The sequence below is a fragment of the Acinetobacter nosocomialis NIPH 2119 genome (assembly GCF_000368085.1).
Taxonomy (GTDB): domain Bacteria; phylum Pseudomonadota; class Gammaproteobacteria; order Pseudomonadales; family Moraxellaceae; genus Acinetobacter; species Acinetobacter nosocomialis.
On sequence record NZ_KB849239.1, the window covers coordinates 2,916,903 to 2,941,704 of the forward strand.

Annotated in this window: 30 protein-coding genes and 1 tRNA gene; 10 read left to right on the forward strand and 21 right to left on the reverse strand. The window is 38.7% G+C overall.

Going from position 1 to position 24,802, the window contains the following annotated elements; translation table 11 throughout:
• Window positions 1–5: 5 nt before the first annotated feature.
• From F984_RS17480 to F984_RS17500, 5 genes are all read right to left on the reverse strand, one after another.
• Window positions 6–476, reverse strand: coding sequence for a F0F1 ATP synthase subunit B (locus F984_RS17480; RefSeq protein WP_002054137.1), 471 nt, complete (start codon window positions 474–476; stop codon window positions 6–8).
• Between the two features lie 38 nt (window positions 477–514).
• A complete protein-coding gene (gene atpE / locus F984_RS17485) occupies window positions 515–760 on the reverse strand; it encodes a F0F1 ATP synthase subunit C (protein ID WP_000424060.1) in 246 nt (81 codons plus the stop codon).
• Window positions 761–844: 84 nt separating this feature from the next.
• On the reverse strand, window positions 845–1,720 hold the full coding sequence (gene atpB, locus F984_RS17490) for a F0F1 ATP synthase subunit A (protein WP_002054274.1): 876 nt from the start codon (window positions 1,718–1,720) through the stop codon (window positions 845–847).
• A 104-nt stretch (window positions 1,721–1,824) separates the two neighbouring features.
• Window positions 1,825–2,223, reverse strand: a complete 399-nt coding sequence (locus tag F984_RS17495) for an ATP synthase subunit I (RefSeq protein WP_000084237.1) — start codon at window positions 2,221–2,223, stop codon at window positions 1,825–1,827.
• Between the two features lie 170 nt (window positions 2,224–2,393).
• Window positions 2,394–3,233: a metal ABC transporter solute-binding protein, Zn/Mn family gene (locus F984_RS17500; RefSeq protein ID WP_004711044.1), complete on the reverse strand. Its 840-nt coding sequence runs from the start codon at window positions 3,231–3,233 to the stop codon at window positions 2,394–2,396.
• Between the two features lie 127 nt (window positions 3,234–3,360).
• On the opposite strand from F984_RS17500, the gene F984_RS17505 reads away from it, so the two are divergent.
• From F984_RS17505 to znuB, 3 genes are read left to right on the forward strand one after another with little or no spacing between them, the layout of a single operon-like run.
• On the forward strand, window positions 3,361–3,858 hold the full coding sequence (locus tag F984_RS17505; RefSeq protein WP_002054239.1) for a transcriptional repressor: 498 nt from the start codon (window positions 3,361–3,363) through the stop codon (window positions 3,856–3,858).
• Window positions 3,831–4,619 carry a zinc ABC transporter ATP-binding protein ZnuC gene (gene znuC / locus F984_RS17510; RefSeq protein WP_006581278.1) on the forward strand — a complete coding sequence of 263 codons (789 nt, stop codon included), beginning with the start codon at window positions 3,831–3,833 and terminating at the stop codon, window positions 4,617–4,619. Before F984_RS17505 ends, znuC begins: the two co-directional genes overlap by 28 nt.
• A 3-nt stretch (window positions 4,620–4,622) precedes the next feature.
• Window positions 4,623–5,432 (forward strand): zinc ABC transporter permease subunit ZnuB, encoded by an 810-nt coding sequence (znuB, locus tag F984_RS17515; protein WP_004711045.1) that lies wholly within the window; start codon window positions 4,623–4,625, stop codon window positions 5,430–5,432.
• 1 nt (window position 5,433) lies between these two features.
• On the opposite strand, the gene F984_RS17520 is transcribed toward znuB, so the two are convergent.
• Window positions 5,434–6,060 (reverse strand): LysE family transporter, encoded by a 627-nt coding sequence (locus F984_RS17520; RefSeq protein WP_004711047.1) that lies wholly within the window; start codon window positions 6,058–6,060, stop codon window positions 5,434–5,436.
• Window positions 6,061–6,218: 158 nt separating this feature from the next.
• Here F984_RS17520 and F984_RS17525 point away from each other — a divergent pair, with 158 nt between their 5' ends.
• Window positions 6,219–7,139: a Dyp-type peroxidase gene (locus F984_RS17525; protein ID WP_004711048.1), complete on the forward strand. Its 921-nt coding sequence runs from the start codon at window positions 6,219–6,221 to the stop codon at window positions 7,137–7,139.
• A gap of 136 nt (window positions 7,140–7,275) precedes the next feature.
• Here F984_RS17525 and F984_RS17530 read toward each other — a convergent pair whose 3' ends face one another.
• Together F984_RS17530 and F984_RS17535 are read right to left on the reverse strand one after the other, a co-directional pair.
• Window positions 7,276–7,713, reverse strand: a complete 438-nt coding sequence (locus tag F984_RS17530; protein WP_004711051.1) for a hypothetical protein — start codon at window positions 7,711–7,713, stop codon at window positions 7,276–7,278.
• A 231-nt stretch (window positions 7,714–7,944) separates the two neighbouring features.
• On the reverse strand, window positions 7,945–9,642 hold the full coding sequence (locus tag F984_RS17535; RefSeq protein WP_000623106.1) for an NAD-dependent malic enzyme: 1,698 nt from the start codon (window positions 9,640–9,642) through the stop codon (window positions 7,945–7,947).
• Between the two features lie 496 nt (window positions 9,643–10,138).
• On the opposite strand from F984_RS17535, the gene argS reads away from it, so the two are divergent.
• Together argS and F984_RS17545 are read left to right on the forward strand one after the other, a co-directional pair.
• Window positions 10,139–11,929 (forward strand): arginine--tRNA ligase, encoded by a 1,791-nt coding sequence (argS, locus tag F984_RS17540; RefSeq protein WP_004711054.1) that lies wholly within the window; start codon window positions 10,139–10,141, stop codon window positions 11,927–11,929.
• A 151-nt stretch (window positions 11,930–12,080) separates the two neighbouring features.
• Window positions 12,081–12,704 (forward strand): SPOR domain-containing protein, encoded by a 624-nt coding sequence (locus tag F984_RS17545; RefSeq protein WP_004711056.1) that lies wholly within the window; start codon window positions 12,081–12,083, stop codon window positions 12,702–12,704.
• A gap of 43 nt (window positions 12,705–12,747) precedes the next feature.
• On the opposite strand, the gene F984_RS17550 is transcribed toward F984_RS17545, so the two are convergent.
• From F984_RS17550 to F984_RS17575, 6 genes are all read right to left on the reverse strand, one after another.
• On the reverse strand, window positions 12,748–13,416 hold the full coding sequence (locus F984_RS17550) for a glutathione S-transferase (protein ID WP_002054180.1): 669 nt from the start codon (window positions 13,414–13,416) through the stop codon (window positions 12,748–12,750).
• Window positions 13,417–13,529: 113 nt separating this feature from the next.
• Window positions 13,530–13,937 carry an OsmC family protein gene (locus F984_RS17555; protein WP_004711059.1) on the reverse strand — a complete coding sequence of 136 codons (408 nt, stop codon included), beginning with the start codon at window positions 13,935–13,937 and terminating at the stop codon, window positions 13,530–13,532.
• Window positions 13,934–14,881 carry a pirin family protein gene (locus F984_RS17560; protein ID WP_004711062.1) on the reverse strand — a complete coding sequence of 316 codons (948 nt, stop codon included), beginning with the start codon at window positions 14,879–14,881 and terminating at the stop codon, window positions 13,934–13,936. Before F984_RS17560 ends, F984_RS17555 begins: the two co-directional genes overlap by 4 nt.
• 164 nt (window positions 14,882–15,045) lie before the next feature.
• The gene (locus tag F984_RS22960) at window positions 15,046–15,351 is read right to left on the reverse strand and encodes a DUF3861 domain-containing protein (RefSeq protein ID WP_002054242.1); all 306 of its coding nucleotides are present in this window, start codon (window positions 15,349–15,351) and stop codon (window positions 15,046–15,048) included.
• Window positions 15,352–15,372: 21 nt separating this feature from the next.
• The gene (locus F984_RS22965) at window positions 15,373–15,762 is read right to left on the reverse strand and encodes a Fur family transcriptional regulator (protein WP_004711065.1); all 390 of its coding nucleotides are present in this window, start codon (window positions 15,760–15,762) and stop codon (window positions 15,373–15,375) included.
• 13 nt (window positions 15,763–15,775) lie between these two features.
• Window positions 15,776–16,303 (reverse strand): PadR family transcriptional regulator, encoded by a 528-nt coding sequence (locus F984_RS17575; RefSeq protein WP_004711067.1) that lies wholly within the window; start codon window positions 16,301–16,303, stop codon window positions 15,776–15,778.
• Window positions 16,304–16,576: 273 nt separating this feature from the next.
• Here F984_RS17575 and F984_RS17580 point away from each other — a divergent pair, with 273 nt between their 5' ends.
• A complete protein-coding gene (locus tag F984_RS17580) occupies window positions 16,577–17,074 on the forward strand; it encodes a GNAT family N-acetyltransferase (protein WP_004711069.1) in 498 nt (165 codons plus the stop codon).
• A 55-nt stretch (window positions 17,075–17,129) separates the two neighbouring features.
• Here F984_RS17580 and guaA read toward each other — a convergent pair whose 3' ends face one another.
• A complete protein-coding gene (gene guaA / locus F984_RS17585) occupies window positions 17,130–18,698 on the reverse strand; it encodes a glutamine-hydrolyzing GMP synthase (protein WP_002054280.1) in 1,569 nt (522 codons plus the stop codon).
• A gap of 387 nt (window positions 18,699–19,085) precedes the next feature.
• On the opposite strand from guaA, the gene F984_RS17590 reads away from it, so the two are divergent.
• Window positions 19,086–20,303: a DUF445 domain-containing protein gene (locus tag F984_RS17590; RefSeq protein ID WP_171057494.1), complete on the forward strand. Its 1,218-nt coding sequence runs from the start codon at window positions 19,086–19,088 to the stop codon at window positions 20,301–20,303.
• Window positions 20,304–20,361: 58 nt separating this feature from the next.
• On the opposite strand, the gene F984_RS17595 is transcribed toward F984_RS17590, so the two are convergent.
• The gene (locus F984_RS17595) at window positions 20,362–20,799 is read right to left on the reverse strand and encodes a DoxX family protein (RefSeq protein WP_004711072.1); all 438 of its coding nucleotides are present in this window, start codon (window positions 20,797–20,799) and stop codon (window positions 20,362–20,364) included.
• 194 nt (window positions 20,800–20,993) lie between these two features.
• Here F984_RS17595 and F984_RS17600 point away from each other — a divergent pair, with 194 nt between their 5' ends.
• Complete coding sequence (locus F984_RS17600; protein WP_002054234.1) at window positions 20,994–21,635, forward strand: DedA family protein; 642 nt, start codon at window positions 20,994–20,996, stop codon at window positions 21,633–21,635.
• Between the two features lie 8 nt (window positions 21,636–21,643).
• Here F984_RS17600 and F984_RS17605 read toward each other — a convergent pair whose 3' ends face one another.
• The 5 genes from F984_RS17605 to F984_RS17625 form a co-directional block, all read right to left on the reverse strand.
• Complete coding sequence (locus F984_RS17605; protein ID WP_004711073.1) at window positions 21,644–22,234, reverse strand: LysE family translocator; 591 nt, start codon at window positions 22,232–22,234, stop codon at window positions 21,644–21,646.
• A 214-nt stretch (window positions 22,235–22,448) separates the two neighbouring features.
• Window positions 22,449–22,835 carry a hypothetical protein gene (locus F984_RS17610; protein WP_004711075.1) on the reverse strand — a complete coding sequence of 129 codons (387 nt, stop codon included), beginning with the start codon at window positions 22,833–22,835 and terminating at the stop codon, window positions 22,449–22,451.
• Window positions 22,836–22,845: 10 nt separating this feature from the next.
• A complete protein-coding gene (locus tag F984_RS17615) occupies window positions 22,846–23,688 on the reverse strand; it encodes a ParA family protein (protein WP_002054248.1) in 843 nt (280 codons plus the stop codon).
• A 76-nt stretch (window positions 23,689–23,764) separates the two neighbouring features.
• Window positions 23,765–24,157 carry a SirB2 family protein gene (locus F984_RS17620; protein ID WP_002054236.1) on the reverse strand — a complete coding sequence of 131 codons (393 nt, stop codon included), beginning with the start codon at window positions 24,155–24,157 and terminating at the stop codon, window positions 23,765–23,767.
• Between the two features lie 11 nt (window positions 24,158–24,168).
• Window positions 24,169–24,477 carry a BolA family protein gene (locus tag F984_RS17625; RefSeq protein WP_000051228.1) on the reverse strand — a complete coding sequence of 103 codons (309 nt, stop codon included), beginning with the start codon at window positions 24,475–24,477 and terminating at the stop codon, window positions 24,169–24,171.
• A gap of 230 nt (window positions 24,478–24,707) precedes the next feature.
• Here F984_RS17625 and F984_RS17630 point away from each other — a divergent pair.
• A tRNA-Gly gene (locus tag F984_RS17630) sits at window positions 24,708–24,783 on the forward strand.
• Window positions 24,784–24,802 lie beyond the last annotated feature (19 nt).

A 24,802-nucleotide genomic window follows, 5' to 3' on the forward strand; every position in this document is an offset into this window, starting at 1 on the left:
CTCGCTTAAAGTTTAGCAGCCAGCTGAGACAGCATGGCGTTATGAGCTTCTGCATCAACTTGTTGGTTCAGGATCTTTTCTGCACCAGTCACTGCCAAGGCAGCTACTTGTTGACGTAATTCTTCGCGAGCAGAATTGATCTCTTGATCAACAACTTCTTTAGCTTGTTGACGAATACGCTCACCTTCAGCCGCAGCTTGAGTACGAGCTTCTTCGATCAATTGCGCTGCACGACGGTTCGCTTGTTCGATCAATTGAGCCGCTTGTGCTTTAGCTGCATCAAGCTCTTGCTTCACTTGCGCTTGTGCATCGGCAAGGTCAGCTTTCGCTTTTTCTGCTGCATTTAAGCCATCAGCGATTTTACGCTGACGCTCACTAATCGCATTGATTAGTGGTGGCCAAACAAACTTCATGCAGAATGCGACAAAAAACGCAAACGCAATCGCTTGACCAATCAATGTGAGGTTGATATTCATTGCAATTCCTCAAATAGTGGATTTCGGAATTAAGCTGATTAACCTACAAATGGATTAGCGAAGATGAAGAACAAGCCAATACCAACACCGATCATAGGCACAGCATCAAGAAGACCCGCGATTAAGAACATACGAGTTTGAAGTTGTGGAGCTAATTCTGGTTGACGAGCTACAGCTTCTAAAAAGCGACCACCCAAAAGACCAAAACCAATCGCAGTACCCAAAGCACCGAAAGCGATCAAGATAGCAGATGCAATTGCAACTAGACCTAAAGTGAGTTCCATGAAAAATTCCTCAGAGGTTAGGTTATTACCAAATTAAATTAAAAAAATTCAGCCCAACCATCATTTGATAGTTAGGCAATACCATTAATGTTTTTCGCTTGCCATGCTCAAGTAAACGATGGTAAGCATCATAAAGATGAATGCCTGCAACGTGATTACAAGAATGTGGAAGATCGCCCAAGGCACAGATAACGCCCATTGAATCCAGAACGGCAATAATGCGATCAGGATAAAGATTAACTCACCGGCATACATGTTACCGAACAGTCGGAGAGCCAATGAAATAGGACGAGCAAGGAATGTTACCAATTCCAAAATCAAGTTCACTGGAATAAGCAACGCTTTTGCAACTGGATTACTTGGGTTAAATGGGTTAAGTGCCAACTCGCCTACGAAACCACCAACACCCTTCTCGCGGATGCTGTAGAACAAGATAAGTACAAATACAGATAAAGACATACCAAGGGTAATGTTTGGATCTGTAGATGGAACGATCTTGAAGTAAACGTGGTGAGGGTCCATGCCAAATACGTGAGCACCAACAAATGCAGCAACTTGAGGAATCCAGTCAACTGGAATCAAGTCCATTAAGTTCATGAGGAAAATCCACACGAAAATAGTGAGTGCAAGTGGAGCAATTAAACGTGATTTGCCATGAAAAGTATCACGGACACTTGAGTCAACAAACTCAATGATCATTTCAATTGCAGATTGGAATTTTGTTGGAACGCCAGCTTTCGCAGTTTTCGCAACCATCCAAAACAACAAACAGAAAATCACACCAAGGCCAATTGACCAACCCATTGAATCCAAGTGAATTGCAGTGAACCCCATCGAATGAGCTTCTTCAGCAGTCTCAGCCAATTTCCATGTACCGTCTGGCATTTTGCCATAGGTCATATTGGTCAAGTGATGCTTGATATACTCTGTCGAAGTGAGGGCATGTTCTTCAGCAGCCATAAATCACACCTGGTCAATGTCAATTACTAAAAAGAAGGGAAACGAACATCGGCGTACTGTCGATATCTCGCCACCCTCCAAAAAATCTTCAATTCTTCTTGTTTCTATACTCGTTTTTGTAGACGTGAAACCCAAAAAGGAGCAACCCACGACATCGCTTGAACGAGGATAAAACCAAACAGCAATGCTAACGGTGATAAAGGTTTAACATTGCTCAAAATCAAAATAAATCCAACGATCATAATTGCAAATTTGCCTAACATGCCCCTATACATGTTAGACAGCACTTGTTTAGATGCTCTCGCACCTGCCGTCCTGAAGGATTGCCACGCAAAATAACTGGTAGCAAGCCAGCAGACCAATGCACCAAGTGCCGCACTTAATGCTGCTGTCATGTCTTTTATGCTCCACGCCACAAGTGCGGAAACAGGGATCATGCATGCTTGTAAGAAGACCAAAGCTTTTGCTAATCGTCGGTCAATCAAGCGACTAGTTTGGCTCATTATTTATCCACTCACAGCATAAATGCTTGACAAGTTTAGCTGATGATCGCTTTTAATCGCAGGCATTATAGAGTTACACCCCTGAACATGCAATCTTTTCCCGACTTTAGTCGGGGTTTTTCGTGACAGGTGGTGCTGACGCTACAGTCAGCCTTTGTTTACTTTTTATCTTACTTTTGCGTATTTAATACACATTTATCGGTTTTTATCGCCAGTTTCTTCCATGCTGTTACAAAATCGTCCTCATTATTCATACTTTCATCAACGGGTTGGAAGGTAATACTGCCCAGTTTCTGATATTGACCTTTTGTTGTGAAACTTTCTGCAAGTAAACACATCTGAGGTTTTGGTCGATTATCATTAAGATACTTAATTTGAGCTGCTGTAGGTGCAACATGCGGGTCATCCGTTAAAGCACCTGCAAACTTTAAATTAAGCGAGCGTTCCAAATACTGATAAGCATCATGATAAGACCAATATGGTTTCCCATTACTTGAGCTATCGTAAGCTTGAGCTGCCTGTAACATATTCCGGGCAAATATATTGGCATTATTCCAATACTTTGCTTTGTTTTCAGGATGCTGCTGTGAACGCAAAGCTGCAATAAAAAAGCCAATCCGTACTGCATTGTTTGGCTCCAACCACACATGCGTATCCACAGTATTTGGTAAAGCAGCACCACGCGTATTACGCTGCGGCAAAATAGAAAGAATACCACTGTCTAATAAAGAAATTGCTTTCTTATTGTTACTCAGCAGTTTGTTTAGCGGAGCTTCATGAGCCTTTCCTAACCAAATCACCAAAGAGGCATCATTGATTGCTTTACGATGTGCTGGGGTGAGTTGTACGTCATGTCCACTTTGGCCCTGAAGCAATAATTGAGGTTCTTCAACACCTTTGGTAATTTCTTTTGCAATCAAATAGATTGGGTGTGTAGAGACAACCAAACCCTGACTCCAACCTAGCGTACTCAAAAGAGAGAACATACTGAAAACAAAAACGCGGAACATGACAGACCATCAATTAGTAATAGCTCGAAGCATGTTATAATATAACAAAGTTACAAAAATACCTAAGATTAATCGAATGAAGCATCGCTTCATGCTAATATTCCATTAAAAATTTGAGGTTATGTCTATGAGTTCTTGCACGCATGAACATCATGATTCTTTGCATGGTGTACATGATCACCATAATGTCGCAAGTCGTTTAGCTGAAGCAGAAACTTTATGTTCTGCAGTTGGCGCACGTCTTACGCCTTTACGTAAAGAAGTTCTTGAGCTCATTTTAAATGCTTCAGGCCCAATGGGTGCATATGACTTATTAGCACGTATTAAAAGTCAGACAGATCGCCCTGCCGCTCCGCCTACTGTTTATAGAACTTTAGACTTCTTATTAGAAAAGGGTCTAATTCATCGCTTAACATCTATTAATGCTTATATTCCATGCTGTCATCCACGTGAGGGACATCAAGCTGCATTCCTAATTTGCACCGAATGTCACACTGTTAAAGAAGCATCTTCACAAGGTCTAACTCAACAACTCGACCAACTTGCAGCTTTAGATGATTTCACAGCACAACACAGCATTATTGAAATTTCGGGGAAATGCCAGCAGTGCCGCACAGCTCGCTAAATCCTGTATTAATACAACTTGAACAGGTTTCTGTTCGCCGTGATGATCGGGATATATTAAAAAAAGTCGACTTTGATCTGCATCAAAATGAAATTGTGACCTTAATTGGTCCGAATGGTGCGGGTAAGTCGACTTTAATTAAAGTTCTACTTGGTATTTTAAAGCCAAGTAGCGGACGTGTCATAAGCGATAAAAAACTAAAAATGGCTTATGTTCCTCAAAAGTTTAATCCCTCTCATAGTCTTCCTTTACGTGTTCAAGATTTATTAAATCTTGAAAAGTGTAGCCCTGCCCTTCGTCAGGAAATTATTCAAGACACCGGTATTGCAAAGTTACAACAATCAAAAGTTCAACAACTTTCTGGTGGTGAACGTCAACGCGTACTATTGGCACGCGCTTTACTTAGAAAACCAGATATTCTCGTTCTTGATGAACCGATGCAAGGTCTAGATATTCAATCTGAAGCTGAGCTTTATGAATATGTGCGTAGTCTGCCGGAGCGTTATGGATGTGCCATTTTAATTGTTTCACATGACCTACAATGGGTTATGCAAGGGACGCATAGAGTTGTTTGTTTAAACAAGCATATATGTTGCAGCGGTTTACCTGAGAATATTCAACAGCATCCTGAGTATCAGGCAATATTTGGCACTCAGCGAGTTTTTTACCAGCACCATCATGACCACTGTGCGCATGGTGATGCGGCACACCCCTGCCCTCACAATAGTAGACCTCACATCCACCCAGAACCGGAAGCTTAAGCCATGATGGAATGGTTACAATTATTGTTGCCCGCATGGATTATGGGAACCTTATTGGTCTTTTTGACCGCACCACTTGGTTGTCTCATGCTATGGAGACGTATGTCTTTTTTTGCAGACACGATGGCACATGGAACCTTACTTGGGGTAGCAATTGCTGGTGCCTTAAGCCTCCCTCTGTGGCTTGGCGTAGCAGGTACAGCTATTTTATTAGTCGCCATTTTATGGGCTTTGCATGACAATCGTTTGCCAAACGATGCCCTACTTGCCTTATGCTCAGCAACATTACTATGTAGTGGCCTTCTGTTTATTCAACATGTTCCGAGTTTAAGACCAGAACTTTTAAGTTATTTGTTTGGTGATTTACTGAGTATTGATTGGTCAGATCTACCTGTTTTCACATTAATTATTGCGGTATCACTAGTAATTCTTTATCGCTATTGGCAACCACAAATTCAAATTGCAATTGATCCGGACATTGCGATTAGTGAAGGTGTGAATGCGAAATGGCAGCGTCTTATCTTCATGTTACTGCTAGCCTTATTTACAGTATTAGCTTTACGTGCAGTTGGTTCACTTTTAATGGGAGCACTGCTGGTTATACCAGCATTGAGCGCCCGATTACTCGCTCACTCACCAAAGCAAATGGTTATTTGGGCTTTTGTTTTAGCTCAACTCGGTGTCAGTGTTGGCCTATGGTCAAGCGCAGCACTTAATATCTCGACTGGCCTCAGTATTGTTTTATGTATGGCTTTGAGTTTTGCTCTTATTTTTATGGTTCAAAAAATCAAAAATCAAACTCAAGCGGCCTAAATCAGACTGCTTGATGAACCGTACTTAACAATAATGCTGCGCAACTAAACATGACAGCAAAACCACGGTTCAAATATTTTTGTTGCTTAGGAGAACGTAGTAATCTTAAAACTTTTGAAGCCAGCCCTGTATAACCAGCCATTACAATCAAATCAATCGTAACCATAGTGACTGCCATAATTAGATATTGTATCCATTGAGGTTTATTTAAATCTAAGAACTGAGGCAAAACTGCCAATAAAAATACAATCGCTTTAGGGTTACTGATATTGACCACAAATCCATTTAATAGCAGAGCAGAAATAGTTTTATCCTTTTTTTCGTGTTGAATTTCTATGTCTTTTACTGGTGCAGTCCACTGCAAATAAGCTAAATACAGCAAATAAGCTACCCCAAACCACTTAACAGCCTGAAAAGCTAATGGAGTCGTTGCAAATAAAACACCTACACCTGCCGCCACAATCATAATTTGAATTAACAAGGCGATTTGCAAGCCAATTGCATTCCAGTAGCCATGTCTAAAGCCATAATTTAAGCCGCTCGACATAGAAGCAATAGCTCCTGCTCCCGGAGAAATACTAATGACCCAACAGGCCAACATATAAGCAAACCAAACTTGCAAAGACATAGCGAAAATAGGCAATAAAAGTGGAATTATACCGTTTTATAAAACTATCGCGGCGATAATTCAAACAATAAAATCAATAAATAGACTACTAACAGCTCTTCGCATCAGGCACAATAATTAAAGCTCATACTAAATTATAATTGAGGAGAGATCTTCTAATGACTGCTCAATCTGTCATTTTGCCATTACCATCTGATCATGCCCGCTTTATTGTTCTTCGTTTAAAAGATCTAACAATTGCTGAATTAAAAGAACAACTCGAAGCTTTATTCGAAACACGTGACCGTCTCATTACTCAGCATTCAGACGCGCAAATTAAAACAGCAGTCGCTTTTGGTCCAGAACTTTGGAAACAGCTTTACAGTCAATCTCCTGCTGGCTTTAAACAACTTGAACCAGAAAATGGTGCATTCAACATGCCCGTCGTACCAGCTGATGTGCTTATCCACATTGCCAGTATGCGTTCAGATATTTGTTTTGCATTAAGCCAAGCATTTTTTGAAGGTATTAAAGATAAAGTTGAAGTTTTGGATGAACGTGTTTGCTTCCGTTATTTCGATGGTCGCGATATTACTGGCTTTATAGATGGTACTGAAAACCCTCAATTTCCAGACGACCGCGCGGAAACAGCCCTACTCCCAGAAAGTGCTGGAGTATTTGCAGATGGTAGTTTTATATTTGCGCAGCGCTATGCACATAACTTGGAAAAATGGAAAAAACTTAAAGTCGATGCACAAGAAAATGTCATGGGCCGCACCAAGCTCGAATCTATTGAATTAGATGATGACGTTAAACCAGAAAATGCCCATGTCGCTCGTACTGTCGTTGAAGATGAGGAAGGCGAAGAAATGGAAATTTTACGTCACAGCTTACCTTACGGTGATGGTCGAGGTGATCAAGGCTTATTCTTCATTGCCTACACCAAAGACCTGAACATTATTGATGCCATGTTAAAGCGTATGTTTGGTACAAGTGGGGATGGCATTCATGACCGCTTACTGCACTTCGTGACACCACTAGACGGCGCATATTACTTTGCACCAAGTGAAGAATTGCTAGAAGAAATTTTAGAGGATTAAGTTTTTTAAAAAGTAGCTATCACCACGGTAGCTACTTTTTTATTTAAAACCAAAGAAAAAAACGTGTACTTTGACATTCTACAAAAATATTATCTTTACCTTTATAAATTAATAAAAATCACTCTTAAATATAAACTTAAGGCCCATTCGCATTTCTTATTTCAAGCATTTCATTACAGTCTTTAAAAGTGGAATAAACAAAAATTCGTTTATCTTGATTTTCTAGCAAAATAGCGTCTTTATTTTCACCAAAGGCGTTTTTAGAGATATCACACTTATAAGCTGACAGTTGAAAGTTCTTTACGACTTCACATTTAGGCTCAGCAACACTCTCATTAAAACCATACCATTGCGTAATATTTGGATTTGAACAAGAGATTTCCCCCACTTGATCAGCTGTTTTAAGCCCCTTCTCCGCACTCTCTTTCTTTTCACTTACAGCAGAGTCTGATTGATTTTTATCCACCTGCACCACATCTGACTTATGATTAGCATCATGTTGAGTTTTATCTGGACTTTTATCGCTACAAGCCATTAAAGCGCCTATAAAAATTAAAATATAAATATTTTTCATGAAAAAGTACTCATAATTCTGTGCTATTTAAAAAACTCATCTTAATTAAAGCTATTAGCTAGCAAGTATATCTAATATTAAACACAGAAAAACTTATGAATATAGATTAATAATATGCATTTATAAAAGGTGAATCATCTATTTTATTTTAGGAGATTCAAAAGCCTTTATAGCCAAATTAAGTTAATAAAAAAGGGAGTATCTTACTCCCTTTTTTACACGTCCAATATTTTAGAAAGGAATACGCTTATATTTACGGTATTCTGGTTTCCAGAACGATTGATCAATCTTCTGCTTAAGTAAATCATCACTAATGGTTACAGCCACACCATCTGCCATTGCAGCTTTTGCCACTTCAAATGCAATCACTTTAGATACTTGTTGAATTTCGCCTAAAGGTGGCAATAAGTCAGCTTGTGGATCTTTCAGCAACGGTGAACAGTCTGCTAAAGCACTACTTGATGCCATAAGCATGTTTTCTGTAACACGTTTAGCACCTGATGCTACTACACCTAAACCAATACCAGGGAAAATGTATGAGTTATTGCACTGCGAAATATTGTAAAGCTTGCCGTGATGATTTACAGGTGCAAATGGGCTACCCGTTGCAATTAGTGCCTTTCCTTCAGTCCACTCCACAATATCAGCTGGTACAGCTTCCACACGTGAAGTCGGGTTAGATAACGGCATCACAATTGGTCGTTCACAATTGGCAGCCATGGTCTTAATAATTTCTTCGGTGAATAAACCTGGCTGACCAGAAACACCGATTAACACTGTAGGCTTGGCATTTTTAACAACATCAAGTAACGAAATTACTTCTTCAATGTTGCCCCACTGATCTACTACTTCAGCTTTTTGAGCTAATTTACGTTGGAAGTCTAATAGGTTCGGCTGGTTTTCAGTGATTAAACCAAAACGATCTACCATGTAAACACGAGCACGTGCTTCAGCATCGGTTAGACCTTCTGAAACCATTTGTGCAACGATTTGCTCTGCAATACCACAACCCGCTGAACCCGCACCTAAGAAAGCAATTTTCTGATCTTTTAATTGTTTACCTGCTGCACGGCTTGCAGCAATCAAACTACCAACAGAAACCGCTGCTGTTCCTTGAATATCATCATTGAAACAACAAATTTTATCGCGATATTTTTCTAATAATGGCATCGCATTTTTTTGTGCGAAATCTTCAAACTGGATGAGTGCTTTTGGCCAACGACGTTTTACAGCTTCAATCACCATATCTACAAATTCATAATACTCATCACCACTAATACGTGGTTGACGCCATCCCATGTAGATCGGGTCATTTAATAATTGAGGGTTATTCGTCCCTACATCGATTGTGATTGGCAATGTGTACGCAGGGCTAATACCACCACATGCGGTATAAAGCGAAAGTTTTCCAATTGGAATACCCATGCCACCAATGCCTTGGTCACCAAGACCTAAAATACGTTCACCATCCGTAATCACGATGACTTTAACGTTGTTTTTATTAACATTCTGCAAAATATCATCAATCACATCGCGATCTGGATATGAAATAAAAACACCACGATGACGGCGATAGATATCAGAGAAACGTTGACATGCCTCACCTACGGTCGGCGTGTAAATAATTGGCATCATCTCTTCAAGATGATTTTCAATTAAATGGTAGAACAGAGTTTCGTTGGTATCTTGGATATTACGTAAATAGATGTGCTTATTAATATCATCATTGAAAGCGCAATATTGCTGATAAGAGCGTTGGCTTTGCTCTTCAATAGTTTCAATAATATGTGGAAGTAACCCGTGTAAGTTAAAGTTACTTCTTTCTTCTTGAGTGAAAGCGGACCCTTTATTTAAAAGGGGTAACTCTAAAAGTGTATAGCCTGCATAAGGGATATAAAGTGGGTGTTTACTTGGGTGTCCTGATATCATTGCCTATCTCATTTTCCAGCTTAGAACTCCGAAAAGTACAGTTTCAGCACTCTCTAAAGCTCGTTGTATGCGTAAGCTTAAGACTATTTAATACAAAATAGGTATTTTAAACTGTGATATTGAAATTGAATACTATTTAGAAAAAACATACAACAAAATTAATATTAAAAATTAATTACTTACATTTTTCATCTTTTTTAAAATTATTCTTAATTAACTCTATATCTGACTTAAAATCTTATATTTTCTTACTAGCTTACATTTTCATAAAAAATACCAAGTGTTTTACTACCTTATAATTTTAAAATTATTGCCTAGAAAGCCTGTATTTACGTATTTTCAGAATTGAATCATATTCATTTTTTAATATTTACAAAAAAAATAGTTATATGGAACTTCAAGAAAGAAATTAAATGAAAGCGTTAAATGTACTCCCCTAACTCATAGGAAATTTGCTATATTTGACGTTTTTCTGCGACATCTATTTTCGATTGATATGAATACGGCAATACAAGCAGCTCTCGACCATGCAGTGCAAACCCTTCAGCAAGAAGGTGTGCTTCCTTCGGATTGGAATAATTCAAGCAATTTAACGCGCACCAAAGACCGAAGCCATGGCGATTTTGCTTCTAATATTGCCATGATCGGCTCTAAAGCTGCTGGTATGAAACCACGCGATTTAGCTGAGAAAATTCTAGCAGCATTACCAGAAGTTGCAGACATCAGCAAAGCTGAAATCGCAGGTCCTGGTTTTATCAATTTCTTTTTAAATGCAGACCAACGTTTTGCGATTCTTGATCAAATTCAAGCTCAAAAAGAAAGCTTTGGTCGTAGCCAATCAAATGCGGCTAAAAAGATTCAGGTTGAATTTGTTTCTGCAAACCCGACATCTAGCCTACACGTAGGTCACGGTCGCGGTGCTGCTTATGGTATGACTGTTGCAAACTTACTTGAAGCAACAGGTGCTAAAGTTGATCGCGAATATTATGTAAATGATGCTGGCCGTCAAATGGATATTTTGGCGACTTCTACCTATTTACGTTATTTAGAATTATTGGGTCAAAATCTTGTATTCCCAAAAAATGCTTATCAAGGCGACTACGTTAAAGAGATCGCCCAAAGCATTATCGACAAAGATAACAATGCATATGTTCGTGATGTAGCAGACGTCTATAAAGATGTACCAGAAGATGTGCAATATACAGACGAACTCGATAGCGAAGGCAACAAAGTCGTGTTATCTGGTGATAAAGAAAAGCATATTGATGGCCTTATTGCCAACTCACAGCAGTTATTAGGTGAAGGCTACCGTGTTTTCCATCAAGCAGCTCTTCATGCCATTTTAGATGATATTAAAGATGACCTTGCTGACTTCGGCGTAACCTTTAACCAATGGTTTAGCGAAGCGTCTCTTAGCGCAAAAATTGACGAAGCGTTGGAAACACTTGATCAACGTGGCTTCTTGTATGAAAAAGATGGCAACATCTGGTTTAAATCGACTGAATTTGGCGATGAAAAAGACCGTGTTGTTAAACGTCGTAATGGTCAAACGACTTACTTTGCATCTGACATTGCATATCACTTAAATAAACTACAACGTGGTTATACCGACCTTGTTGATATTTGGGGTTCTGACCACCACGGTTATATCTCTCGCGTAAAAGCTGCGATTGATGCAATGGGTTATGACTCGAAAAAATTAACTGTTCTTTTAGTTCAGTTCGTAAGTTTATGGCGCGGTGGTGAGATGGTTCAAATGTCATCTCGTTCGGGTCAGTTCGTGACTTTACGCGACTTACGCAAAGAAGTTGGTAACGATGCTGCCCGTTTTTATTATGTAATGCGTAAGAGCGAACAACACATTGACTTTGACCTTGACCTTGCTGTGTCACAAAGTAAAGATAATGCTGTGTATTATATTCAATATGCTCATGCACGTATTTGCCGTATGTTAGAAAAAGCAGCAAGCACTGGCTTACAATTTGAAGTAAGTGCAGCTCGTTCACATGCTGCGCGCTTGTCACTTGATGCAGAAACTGAAATTCTTGCTAAACTGGCGGCATATCCAGACGTTGTATTACGTGCTGCTAATGCGTATGAACCACATCAAGTAGGTAACTACTTAAAAGAATTAGCTGCGCTATTCCACGGTTGGTACAATGAGCATAAAGTTCTAAGTGATGATGCTGAACTTACACAAGCACGCTTATTACTTTCAATCAACGTACAACAAGTACTGCGCAATGGCTTAAAATTACTCGGTGTTTCTGCACCTGAAGCCATGTAAGTTCATGTTGGGGTATTTGGCAAAGTCATATACCCCTTCGTGTTGCAAGAAATAACACTTTGTAAGGACTTCACCTATACAAAGCGATGTTTTAAAGTAAACGAGAACTAAACTCGAAATAAAACAATCAAAAGACAGAGGAATAATCCACGTGTTTGGCAAAACGCAACGCGGTGTATCTGAAAGACCTAATAAGCCTAAAAAGCCTTTAATTCCTAAATGGTTAGGGACACTTGTCGCTATTTTAGCGGTCTTATGTATCGCAGTAGTGCTCATGCTTTGGAAACCGTGGCAACCTGTTTCTTCAAAAAACCAGATTACTTCTGACCACTACAAAGAAGAAGAAACCAATAAAGATTACCGTTTTTACGATTTATTACCTCAACAGCAAGTTACCCCTATTCCGGAACAGGCTATTCCAGAAAGTAAAAACCAAGGTACTGCTATGATTGTTGAGGCACCTAGTACTGCTCAACCTGCTGCATCAGAATCTGTTGCTAATACTGATGACAATACTGACTCTACAGCTGCTGCACCTCAACAACCAAATTATATTTTACAAGTTCGTAGCTATGCTGACCCAGATCAAGCAGATGCTCGACGTGCAGAGATCATTTTAAATGGCTTATCAGCTGATGTAATTAAAAGCTCTGAAAATGGAAAGACTTGGTACCGTGTTATTTCTGGTCCATACGATACCCAAGAAGCTGCTCTTGCTGCTCAGCAAACCTTACAGCATAGCGGCATTGACTCTATCGTAATTAAACGCAAATAAAGATTAAGTAATAAAAAAGGAACAAGTATTTGTTCCTTTTCTTTTATATATCAGCACAATTTCTTTCGTTTGACCCCAAACCTTTCTGTCTTGCTTTTTGAAATGCTGGTCTTTGCTGAATCCGATGCAAAAATGCCTGAATATGCGGATATTTGCCTTGAAGACGGGACTGTAGAGCCTCTAATGGAAAGCTCATTTGAATATCGGCAAATGAAAAATCCCCTGCAAAATACTCATGCTCAGACAAGTAGTTTTCTAAAAAACTAATATGATCTTTCATACGTGGACGAACAAAATTTGCTTTAACCCCTTCTGTAATTTTCTTTGCTACAGGTTGAATTAACCAAGGTACATGTTTATTCACGTTATTCATCACTAGAGTCATGACCAATAAGGGCATAAGTGACCCTTCGGCATAGTGCATCCAGTAAATATACTGCTGCAAATCCTGAGCTTGCTTAGGTTTAAACTGCTGATTTTGATCATAACGTTGCTGCAAATACTCTAAAATAACAGCTGATTCTGCAATAACTTGCTCATCGTCTGTCAAAATTGGCGCTTTGCCGAGCGGGTGGATACATTTCAAAGTTTCTGGTGCTGAATAGTTGGGAAGACGTTGATAATAATGAATATCATAATCTAAGCCTAACTCTTCTAAAGCCCATAAAATCCGAAACGATCGCGAACATTCCAGGTGGTGTACACTAATCATGATACTGCCTACTTTTATTTTTCTTTTTTACATAAAAAACAGCATGTGAACATGCTGTTTTATTCCATTTGTGGGATGGATATAAAATCATCCACCGCAACAAAATAGCATTTTTATGCTGTAACAAGCACAGTATGAATGTCTAAACTACGTAACAAAGTTTTAGTTACTGGCGTTTTACTACATACCGTTAAGATTTTTTGTTGAAGCTCTTCGTTCGGCAACTCTTTAAAAACAATACGACGCTCGATATGTTCTTCATGCTCACGATTGGTATGAAAATCAATTTCAACCGAAAACTCACCAAAGTCATAATCTTTATGCTTTGCATACATTCTTAAAGTAATGAGTGTACAAGCTGCCAGACTTCCAGTCAGCAAATCATAAGGTGCTGGACCTTGATCATGACCTTCTAATTTTTCTGGCTCATCACAAAAGTATTGATGGCGGCCACTGGTAATCTCACCCTTCCACTGTTCAGCAAGTGGCTTTGCTTTACTGCTCGCGATTACTGCTGTCATTTTGATGCTCTCATTTGATCTGGAAGAACTGGGGCTTCTAAACGTGCGCCAACATAATCGGGAATTTCGCCAAAACGTACATCATGATTAATCCACTGCTCACGCGCTTCTTTTAAATCATCCATAGTACGTGCTACAAAGTTCCACCATAATAAGATTGGAGTTTCAAAAGGTTCACCACCAATTAATAGCACACGGTTCCCTTTCTTTACTTCAATCTCAATTTCACTTAAACCCGTATCTAATACCACCATATTGTCAGCAGTAAGTTCATGGCCATTCACATGAGCAACCCCATCTAATGCCATAAAACCATATTCAAACTCAGGATTTAATGGAATACGTGTTTTAGTATCACGGGTAGCAATTAAGTCAACACCTACTAATGGTGTATGCACCATGACTGGAGAAGTCGTCTCTAAATATTCACCCACAAGTACAGTAAATTCTAGACCATCTTTTTCAACAACAGGCAACTCAGGATAATGTTCAAATTTCGGATCCATATTGCGCTTATGATCAGGTAAAGCAATCCAGAGCTGCGCAGCATGCATTTGAGTTTCAGTATCAGGTGCAACTTCTGTATGAGAGATACCATGACCGGCTGTCATTAAATTAACTTGTTTAGGACGAATTAATTGTTTTGAACCTAAGCTATCGGTATGCATCATGGTGCCTTCAATCATCCACGTGAAGGTTTGCAAACCAATATGCGGGTGCGGACCCACATCTAAACCATTACCTGCAGGAAATGTTACTGGGCCTGCATGATCCAGAAAACACCACGCCCCAATCATTCGCTTTTGTCGACTAGGTAAAGCCCGCTTAATCACCGTCCCCTGTCCAATTTCAGCAGAGCGAATTGGAAATTCCTGAATGAATTGATTGGCAAATTTCTCGCAATCCTTTGAATCAGAAATATCGTAATCGTTATTATTGCTCATGATATTACTCTCTTTTACCTATGCTTTTGCAATGAGTTGTTATACTGATCTTAACAATACACTTATTATTCAATATAGTCTTTTAGTAATACACAGGGTCTTATGAATGAGACAATCGATTTTTAATTATAAAATAGAAAATAATTAAAGCTGCTTTAAGCAGCTTAAGATGATTGAGTTTTAACGAGCTGTTTTAGATTTTTCATAAATTGCCCGAACTGGGGAAAGAACTCTTGAAACAGTGGATGGTCCCGATTTTCCAACATGACTTCACTAAAAAGTTTTAGACCAACTCCAAAAGATTTCGTAGTTTGATCATCGAAAAATTCTGCGTTCTTTAACTTTTCAACAATCTCAAAAATGTCGTCATGATTACCGGTATAGAACTCGAGCCTTTCCGTATAGTTAGAAACTTCGCCTTTGGCATCTTTTAAATGTTGTACAGTAACGTGATATTGATGCTGTTTCATATATAAGTTCTCTATTAAAAATTAATGGTTTTGGATAATTTCAATCTGCTTCAAGTCAACTTGAAATTGAGTAAATACAGATTGCAAACTCGCTAGAAATTGTTCCTGTTTCGCTTGTGTCAACTCTGCACAATAAATTTGTAGAAGTTGATTATTGGCTAACTCTGATAAATTAAATTTCGCTTCACCACGCTGAAATTGAGTATTTGAGATTAAGCCTGCTCCTTCCAAATCACTGACCACCCGATAAACTGTTGCCAAGCTCAACTTCTGTTTTTGGGTATAGAGCTTTTGATAAATTTGTTTAACCGTTAAATCTTCCGCTTGCTCCTGAATTAAAGATAAAACAACAAGTCTTGGATGAGTGACTTTTAGGCCCGCTTCTTTGATTTTTTGCTGTAGCTCTAGCATGGCTTATCTCAACTTATAGACGCCCGATTGCAACCGCAGCCTGATCAATTTTTTCGGCAATTTGATAGATCTGCTCTTGCTTTAAGTCAGTAGTATTCAATTTCAAACGTAAGGCTGTTTTCAAATTTTCCATGGCGCGGTGAATTTCAATTAATTGATCATTACTGTGAATTTCACGTCTTAAGCGTAATTTTTCTAACAGTGCATTTAACTTATCTTTTTGTTCAGTTAAATAAGCCTCACCAAACTCCGTAATTTGATATTGCTTACGCTCTATATCTAACAAGTTAATTAGGTTCATTTCTTCCAGACTGGTTAAAGTCGGATAAATTGTTCCTGCACTTGGGGTATAGCCATCGCCTACCAAATCACTTATTTCTTTTATAATTTCATAACCATGCTTAGGACTTTGTTGAATGAGATGAAGGACTAAAAGTTTCATTCGCCCAGCTTCAAAAAGTCTTCCACGGCGACCTGAACGGTGATGGCCATGATGATGGTCATTATGTTCAGCATGATGATGTTCTGATTGTTGTCTCATCTTTGAAGGTTCTCTAATATGCTTAATTTATAATTATTAAGATATATCTTAATATATCTTTTATCAAGTATAAGTAATATTATACGACCTATTGTATTGATAGTTATTAAGATTAATTTTTATCTTTAAAAGTTAAGCAATAAAAAAGAGTGCTTAAGCACCTTACTAGGTAGTTTCCTGAGAAGAAATTTAAGCTGACGAAAGAAAAGAATATTTATGATGAATTTCTTATAAAATGTAATATGTTAATTTTTCTCTTTAATCATAAATAATATGCACTTGTGTTATGTAAGCGATTTAACATTAGCAGATGCGTCTAATTTAGTTAGACTTTATACAAATGATACGACTAGAAAGTATTTAGGTGGCCCATTGGAAGTATCTCTAGCTCAAACGCGAGCACATGCTGATATTAATACTCCAAGTAAATTACCTATTTGGGCAATTCGATCTTCTACTGATCATAATTTTTTAGGAATTATATCTCTGGATACTCATCATGACGGTTCAGATATCGAAGTATCATATGAATTGCTGCCGGAATATATGGGATATGGATATGCAACTCAAGCACTTGAATTTGTTTTAAATTATTCATTTAATGAGTTAAATCTTAAGAAAGTAATAGCTGAGACTCAAACACAGAACAAAGCATCAATCAAATTACTAGAACGTGTTGGAATGGTTTTTGAGAAATCAGTAGAACGTTTTGGTTCAAATCAAAGTATTTTTTTTATTACTAGTCACCAGTATATCGATAAACATAAATAATGCTTTTATCAATAGACATAAAAAAGGCAGGATTAAATCCTGCCTTTTCATTTGATTATTCCCACTCAATCGTTGCTGGTGGTTTAGATGACACGTCGTATACCACACGTGATACATCTTTAATTTCATTCATAATACGCGTTGAGATTTTATCAACCAATTCGTATGGTAAATGTGCAAAACGAGCTGTCATAAAGTCAACTGTTTCAACTGCACGAAGCGCAATTACCCAAGCATAACGACGGCCATCACCTACTACACCAACTGACTTAACAGGTTGGAACACAGCAAACGCTTGAGCAGTTTTATCATACCAACCACTGTCACGAAGCTCTTGCATGAAGATGTCATCAGCAAGACGAAGAATATCTGCATATTCTTTTTTCACTTCCCCCAAAATACGAACGCCTAAACCAGGGCCTGGGAATGGATGACGGTAGATCATGCTATGCGGTAAACCAAGTGTAGTACCTAATTTACGTACTTCATCTTTAAACAAGTCACGTAAAGGTTCAACCAATTCAAATGCTAAATCGTCTGGTAAACCACCCACATTGTGGTGAGATTTAATAACGTGTGCTTTACCTTGTTTGCTTGCAGCAGATTCAATTACGTCTGGGTAAATCGTACCTTGCGCCAAGAATTTCACGCCATCAAGTTTACGTGCTTCTTCAGCAAATACTTCGATAAATTCACGGCCAATGATCTTACGTTTTTTCTCTGGATCAACTTCACCAGCCAATGCATTTAAGAAACGTTGTTCAGCATCTGCACGAATTACTCGGATACCCATGTTTTCGGCAAACATTTGCATCACTTGGTCACCTTCGTTTAAACGAAGTAAACCGTTATCAACAAATACACATGTTAACTGATCGCCAATTGCTTTGTGCAAAAGTGCAGCAACAACAGATGAGTCAACACCACCAGAAAGCCCCAAAAGAACCTTTTCATTACCGATTTGTTCACGTAATTGTTCTACACGTAAATCGATAATGTGTTCAGGTGTCCAAAGGCCACCACATCCACAAATTTTATGAACGAAGTTTGCAAGTAACTCTTCACCTTTTGCCGTGTGCGTTACTTCTGGGTGGAATTGCACGCCATAGAAACGACGTGCTTCATCACTTACAGCAGCAACTGGACAACTTGGTGTGCTTGCAGTAATTGTAAAACCTTCTGGAATTTTGCTCACTTTGTCGCCGTGGCTCATCCAAACGTGTAACTGGTTTTCGCGGTCTTGTAAGTTGCCAATAAGTTGGTCACGTTTAACGATATCAACTTCGGCATAACCAAACTCATGTACAGTACCCGGCTCAACTTTACCGCCTAACTGTTCAGACATGGTTTGTAAACCATAGCAAATACCCAATACTGGAACACCTAATTCAAACACCACTTGCGGTGCTCGCGGGCTGCCCTCTTCATGCACACTCTCAGGTCCACCTGATAAAATGATACCGTTTGGCTTAAAAGCACGGATGTCTTCTTCAGACATATCAAAGGCATACATTTCAGAGTAAACACCAGCTTCACGTACACGACGTGCAATGAGCTGACTATATTGAGAGCCGAAATCCAGGATCAGGATACGATCTTCAGTAATTTGAGTATTGGTAGTCATGACAAACCACTAAATGGCAAAAGAATTAAGCGCGCCATTTTAACATTTTTCACGCTTCGGCGCACCGCAAATCATCATATATCTTATTTTTTTCATATCAGAATCATTTCTATATTGGGATTGATCAATATAAATTAAAATTTATTGATATTTATCAATATACTGTATACCCCTTAAAAACTTCATACACATTGATAAATTCATCACATTCTATGCAACATCGTCGTGAATTTGATGTTAAGATGACCCGATAAAACAGGCATTACCATGGAAAGGTAAATACCATTAGCGATATTTGTCTGTCCTTGAACAGTTATCCGTTTTTTTATGGCTTGTTGCCCCATATCAAAATCAATAGAAATCTAAGGAACAACAATGCTTCAAACTATGATTGCAGATTTCCAGCAACATTTTTGGTTGTATGTCTCTATTCCTTTCATGAGTGGTTTAATTGGCTATGTCACTAAAGTGATTGCCATTCAAATGATGTTCTCACCACTTGAATTTAAAGGTATTAAACCGTTTTTTGGCTGGCAAGGTATCGTGCCTCGTAAAGCTGAAAAAATGGCAACCATTGCTGTTGAACTCATGACAGCCAAGCTGATTAAACCCGAAGAAATTTTTGCTCGCCTTGACCCAAAGCGTATTGCCAAAGAAATTGAAAAACCATTAATGGCAGCAGCAGAAGATATTACACGTGAGGTCGCGCAAGAGTATCAACCCGGTTTATGGGAAGGTATGCCTGAGTTTGCCCGTCAAAGACTGATCCGTAGAGTGCAATCAAAAGCACCGGAAATTGTCGAGCACATCATGAGTGAAGTGCAACGTGACGTAAATCGATATTTTGATATTAAGCATTTGGTCATTAGTAATTTGCTTAAAGATAAACGTCTACTCAACAATATTTTTAAGCGTGTAGGCAAACAAGAATTTAAATTCTTCAGTAACGTTGGTTTTGTATTCGGTTTTGGAATTGGTGTAATCCAAATGTTGTGCTGGATTATTACCCAAGGCAAATACCCTTGGATGCTGCCGATGTTTGGCGGATTTGTAGGGTTCTTTAGTGACTGGATTGCCCTACAAATGATGTTTAGACCGCTCTATCCGAAAAAGATATTAGGCTATACATGGCAAGGTCTATTTATTAAACGACAAAATGAAGTAGCAGCTGACTACGCAGCCTTAATTTCCAAACAGCTTTTAACTTCACGACATATGATGGAAGAGTTGTTTTCTGGTACTCACTCTGCGCGTGTAATTGAGTTGGTTAACCGCCATGTTAAACAGGAAATTGATATGCAGGCAGGTGTGATTCGCCCACTTGTTGTTTATGCAATTGGCGGCGAAAAATACCAAAATATGAAAACACAGGTTGCTGAACGTATTATGCAACAGCTACCAGAAACGATGAAATATGTTGAGTCGTATGCGGAAGATGCAATGAATATTCGCAGCACTTTAATTGAACGTATGCAAAAATTAACACCATCCGAATTTGAAGGGATGTTGCGTCCCGCGTTCAAAGAAGATGAGTGGGCACTCATTGCAGTAGGCGCCGTACTTGGTTTTGTTGTTGGGGAATTACAAATCCAGTTTATGCTCTAATTTTTAAATATAAAAAAACCGGATGAATTGCTCATCCGGTTTTATTTTGTCTTGAATATTATTTTTCAATTGCATGGTCTAAGCTAATACGTCCAGCGCCATGAAGCATCAAGAAGAACAAACCACCTGCCATTGCAAAGTTTTTCATAAAATGGATGCCATTATTATATTGCGCTGCTGCATCAGCACCACCTTGGTGAAACAAGAATGCAGTCAAGATACTAAAGATTCCTAGACCAAAAGCTGCAAAACGCGCTTGGAAACCAAATAACAAAGCTAAACCACCACCGAACTCAACCAAAATGACTAATGGTAGAATTCCACCTGGAACACCCATAGCTTCCATATAACCTACAGTTGCTGCATAACCGGTAATTTTCCCCCAACCAGCAACAAGAAAGATGTAAGCGATAAGAAGACGAGCAACAAGGCTAATGAAACTATCCGCGCCTGGTTGCGTTACGATATTTTTGACCACCACATTTGGATTAAACATACAGCCACCTTTATTTAAATGCTTATTTGTTGATGAACTCATTCTAGGTTTGGGACATTGATAATTAAATACTCAAAATCCATATATATCGTTGCACAAATAGGATGATCAATTTGTATATTTTTGATGTTTTATACTGACTTTCGATAGGCTCACTGCTACGATTTGAGCACGGTTTACCACTTAGTCATCTCATGGAACTTCTTGATTTTATTCTACACGTTGACCAGCATCTCGCCGAATTTATTACAAATTACGGAGTCTGGATTTATGGCATTTTATTTTTAATTATTTTTGTCGAAACCGGTCTAGTGGTCATGCCGTTCTTACCGGGAGATAGTTTATTGTTTGCAGCAGGTGCTTTAGCGGCATCTACGGGTAAGATGGATCCATGGTTACTGGGTACTCTACTTTTTATTGCAGCAGTTTTAGGCGACACTGTGAACTATCATATTGGTCGTTTTATCGGTCCACGTGTGTTTGAAATGAATTCCCGACTCATTAATAAACAGCATTTAACCAAAACTCAAGAATTCTTTGCCCGTCATGGTGGCAAAACAATTATTTTTGCCCGTTTTATTCCATTTGCCCGCACCTTCGCCCCTTTTGTTGCCGGTGCTGGTAGTATGAATTATAAGTTTTTCCTGACATACAACCTAATTGGAGCATTCTGTTGGGTGGCTTCTTTTGTAACGTTAGGGTATTTATTTGGAAATATGCCAGTTGTAAAAGATAACTTTACCCATCTTATTTTCGGCATCATTATTATTAGTGTTCTACCAGGTATTATTGGATTTATCCGCGAAAAATTAAAGAACCGTAAAGCTAACGTTTAAGGGTTCCTTTAGAAGAAACGAAATACCACCGGAAGCATACACAAAATGAGTAACATGGCCGATCCTTTATATAAATGATCGGCTTTTATTTTCTGCATTGAACCCGTTAATAAAGCACGTCCAAAAATCATCCAGAAACTCGCAGCAGGAATAAGGATCAACGTAAAAGCAGCAAAGACCATAAGAAAATTTTCGGGCGAATTCCATGTTTCAGCTGGGAAAATACCAGCTGCAAACAGTAAGGACTTAGGATTTTTTAAAGTTGAGAAGAATAGTTGACGTGGGCGAATATTGCGATGGTTCTGGCTAAACTGTTGTAAATGTGTGGTTTTCCATAAACGGAATGCCATCCAGAATACATATAACACACTCGTAATATGCAAAATGAGTAGCAGCGCTGGCCAGACTGGAGCTGCTAAATGAATAAACACGGCCCAAAAGCTGATGCCATAGGCATAGCCTAACCATTGCATTGGAATAAGCCAGAATGTTTTAGATAAACCTTGTGAGTGAGCTGCGGTTGCAAGTAATGCATTTGTCGGACCAGGGATAAGCAAAACAGCCAACATTGCTAATACAAAAAACCAGCTTTCAATCATAAAGTTTCCACATTGATAAAGATGCGGCAACCTTAAACGAAATAGGCAAAATATAGCAAGTTTAGTGAGTATATTGACTAGAAAAAATACAGCCACTTTAAAGTTATATTTTAAAAAAGCTTTTGATTTATATTGATTTTATTATGAAACATTTTGCTAAACTTTATTCATCACAATATGCTTTGATTAGCATATTGTGATTCAAAATTGACTATTATTTCGCCTTTTTGCGAACAATAATTGGACAATTCTTAAACTGAGCAGCCTGAACAATTGCCTCTTGTTGCCCCATTACACGTGAAAGTTCAGTGTTCTTGGTTGAAGAAGATTGCCCCATGTTGACAGAGATGGATGGACCGAATCCCCAACCGCCTCGTCCCCAGCCGCCACCAAGACCAACGCCAACACCCATACCTGTACTTTTTGGAGTCTGTACACCATTGTCGATATATTGTTGAATACGGTTATATTCACTTTGAAGTTGTTGGCAACTCAAAGATTGATACTGTGTCGGAGACACATAAGTCGGTTTTACCGTCGTGGCACAAGCGCCCAATAGTAAGGTGGCTGCTGCCAAAGGCACAAGATATAAGCCTTTCATCATTTTTCTCTTATCGTTTTGGTTCAATTTCGCTGAACAATGCCTCATAAGATTGAGTCAATTTGTGTTCTGGCGCCAAGTGAGCCAAAGGTAAATTTTTCTGATGTGATTCTTTCATTAAAATTGATGGTGGTAACATGCTATTAAGTACAGGTAAACCTTCATCTTTTAACTGTTGAACCACTTCCCGCGGTAGTTTTGCTTGGGACTGGAACTGATTCACCACAATTCCCTCAATTTCCAAGCGGTCATTATGATCATCTTGCGTTTCGAGAACATTTTCAATCAATGTTTGTAACGCACGCTTTGAAAATACATCACAGTCGAAAGGAATCAGAACTTTATCTGCAGCAATTAAAGCAGACAAGGTGAAAAAGTTAAAAGCTGGTGGTGTATCAATATAAATGCGGTCATATCGTCCAATTAAGCTTTGAATTGAATCACGTAATTTATAAATTTTATGTTTGCTTTCAAGTGCATGTTCAAGAGCACCGAGCGTAGGGCTAGCCGGAAGCACATCTAGTTTTGCAAAAGATGTTGAGTGTACAAAACTGTCGAGATCTTTATTACGAGGGGCTTTTAAAATTGAGCCTATAGCATTACCAATTAGACCTTTTTGTTGATTATTCCCCAGCACATCTTCAAAGAAGTTTTCAATATTTGGTTCTAAAACTGCTTTATCAGCAGCGTATGTTGCCTCTTCACCTAAAAGGTATTGGCTAGAGTTGGCTTGAGGATCAAGGTCGATCACCAAGGTCCTTAAGCCATGTTTGGCACTAATTGCAGCCAAATTTACAGTAATACTTGATTTCCCTACACCGCCTTTTTGGTTAAACACCACACGAGTTAACATGTTTCCCTCTACATATTTTTTTACTGTATGCAGTTTAACCTAGAGCTTAAGCAAAAAGGCAAAGAATGTAGAACAATTAAGCAAAAACCGGTTTCACGATGACCAAAATAATAATGGCAACAAATGCGATTGCACTAATAACCAAACCCGCACGGCGCTGGGCTAATAAAATAGTGTCATCCTTTTTAAAGGCTTTCATTAATGATGATAAGAGCACTAAAAATAAGATAATTTTAGCGTAAAACCACGGCTGGACCTGAAAGTTCTTCATTACCAGTAAAATCGCACCAGTAATAAAAACGACTGTAAAAGATAGATGCTGTAAAGCAACTAACGCTTTACGCCCTGCTGGGTTAGGTTGTTGACCTTGTACACCAATAAACAGTGTAGAAGCGCGTAATACAAAAACCATAAGTGCGGCTGCTACCGCAGTCATATGAATAATTTTAGTGAGTAAATGTGCGTCCATAAACTAAGCCCTTAGCTCTTAGGTGCATGTGCACATTCTGGACTCGCTGGCGCTTGACCTTGCCACTCACTTGGTAAATAAGCGTGAATTGCTAAAGCATGGATTTGTCCCGGATTCATTAAATCAGAAGCCAAGGCATAAACTTTTTGATGACGTTGAACCAAACGCAAGCCGTTAAACTCTTCACTCACCACAATCACTTTAAAATGTGATTCTTTACCTGGAAAATATCCACCGTGGCCAGCAGACTCATTAATGACTTCTAAATGGCTAGGTGCAAGGGTTTGTAACCGTTCAATCAACTGTTGTTCAAGGCTCATAGCTTTTCCTTTTACGATTATTCGTATATTTAGACCTAGTATACCCTGTCTACACACAAACAAAAGTTGCTCTTGTACACTTTGACTTCAAACAAAATGTCTATTTATTCGGCAACTTATCAATAAAAACGGCTCTAAATACTCATTTCTGTTTTTATTTTATGCAATCAGCATAATTATTTGCATAAAGTTGTTGACCCTTGTTTTGCTTAATGTATTATAAGCGGCACGCGGGAATAGCTCAGTTGGTAGAGCATAACCTTGCCAAGGTTGGGGTCGCGAGTTCGAGTCTCGTTTCCCGCTCCAAATTGGTTTTTTTTGAGAA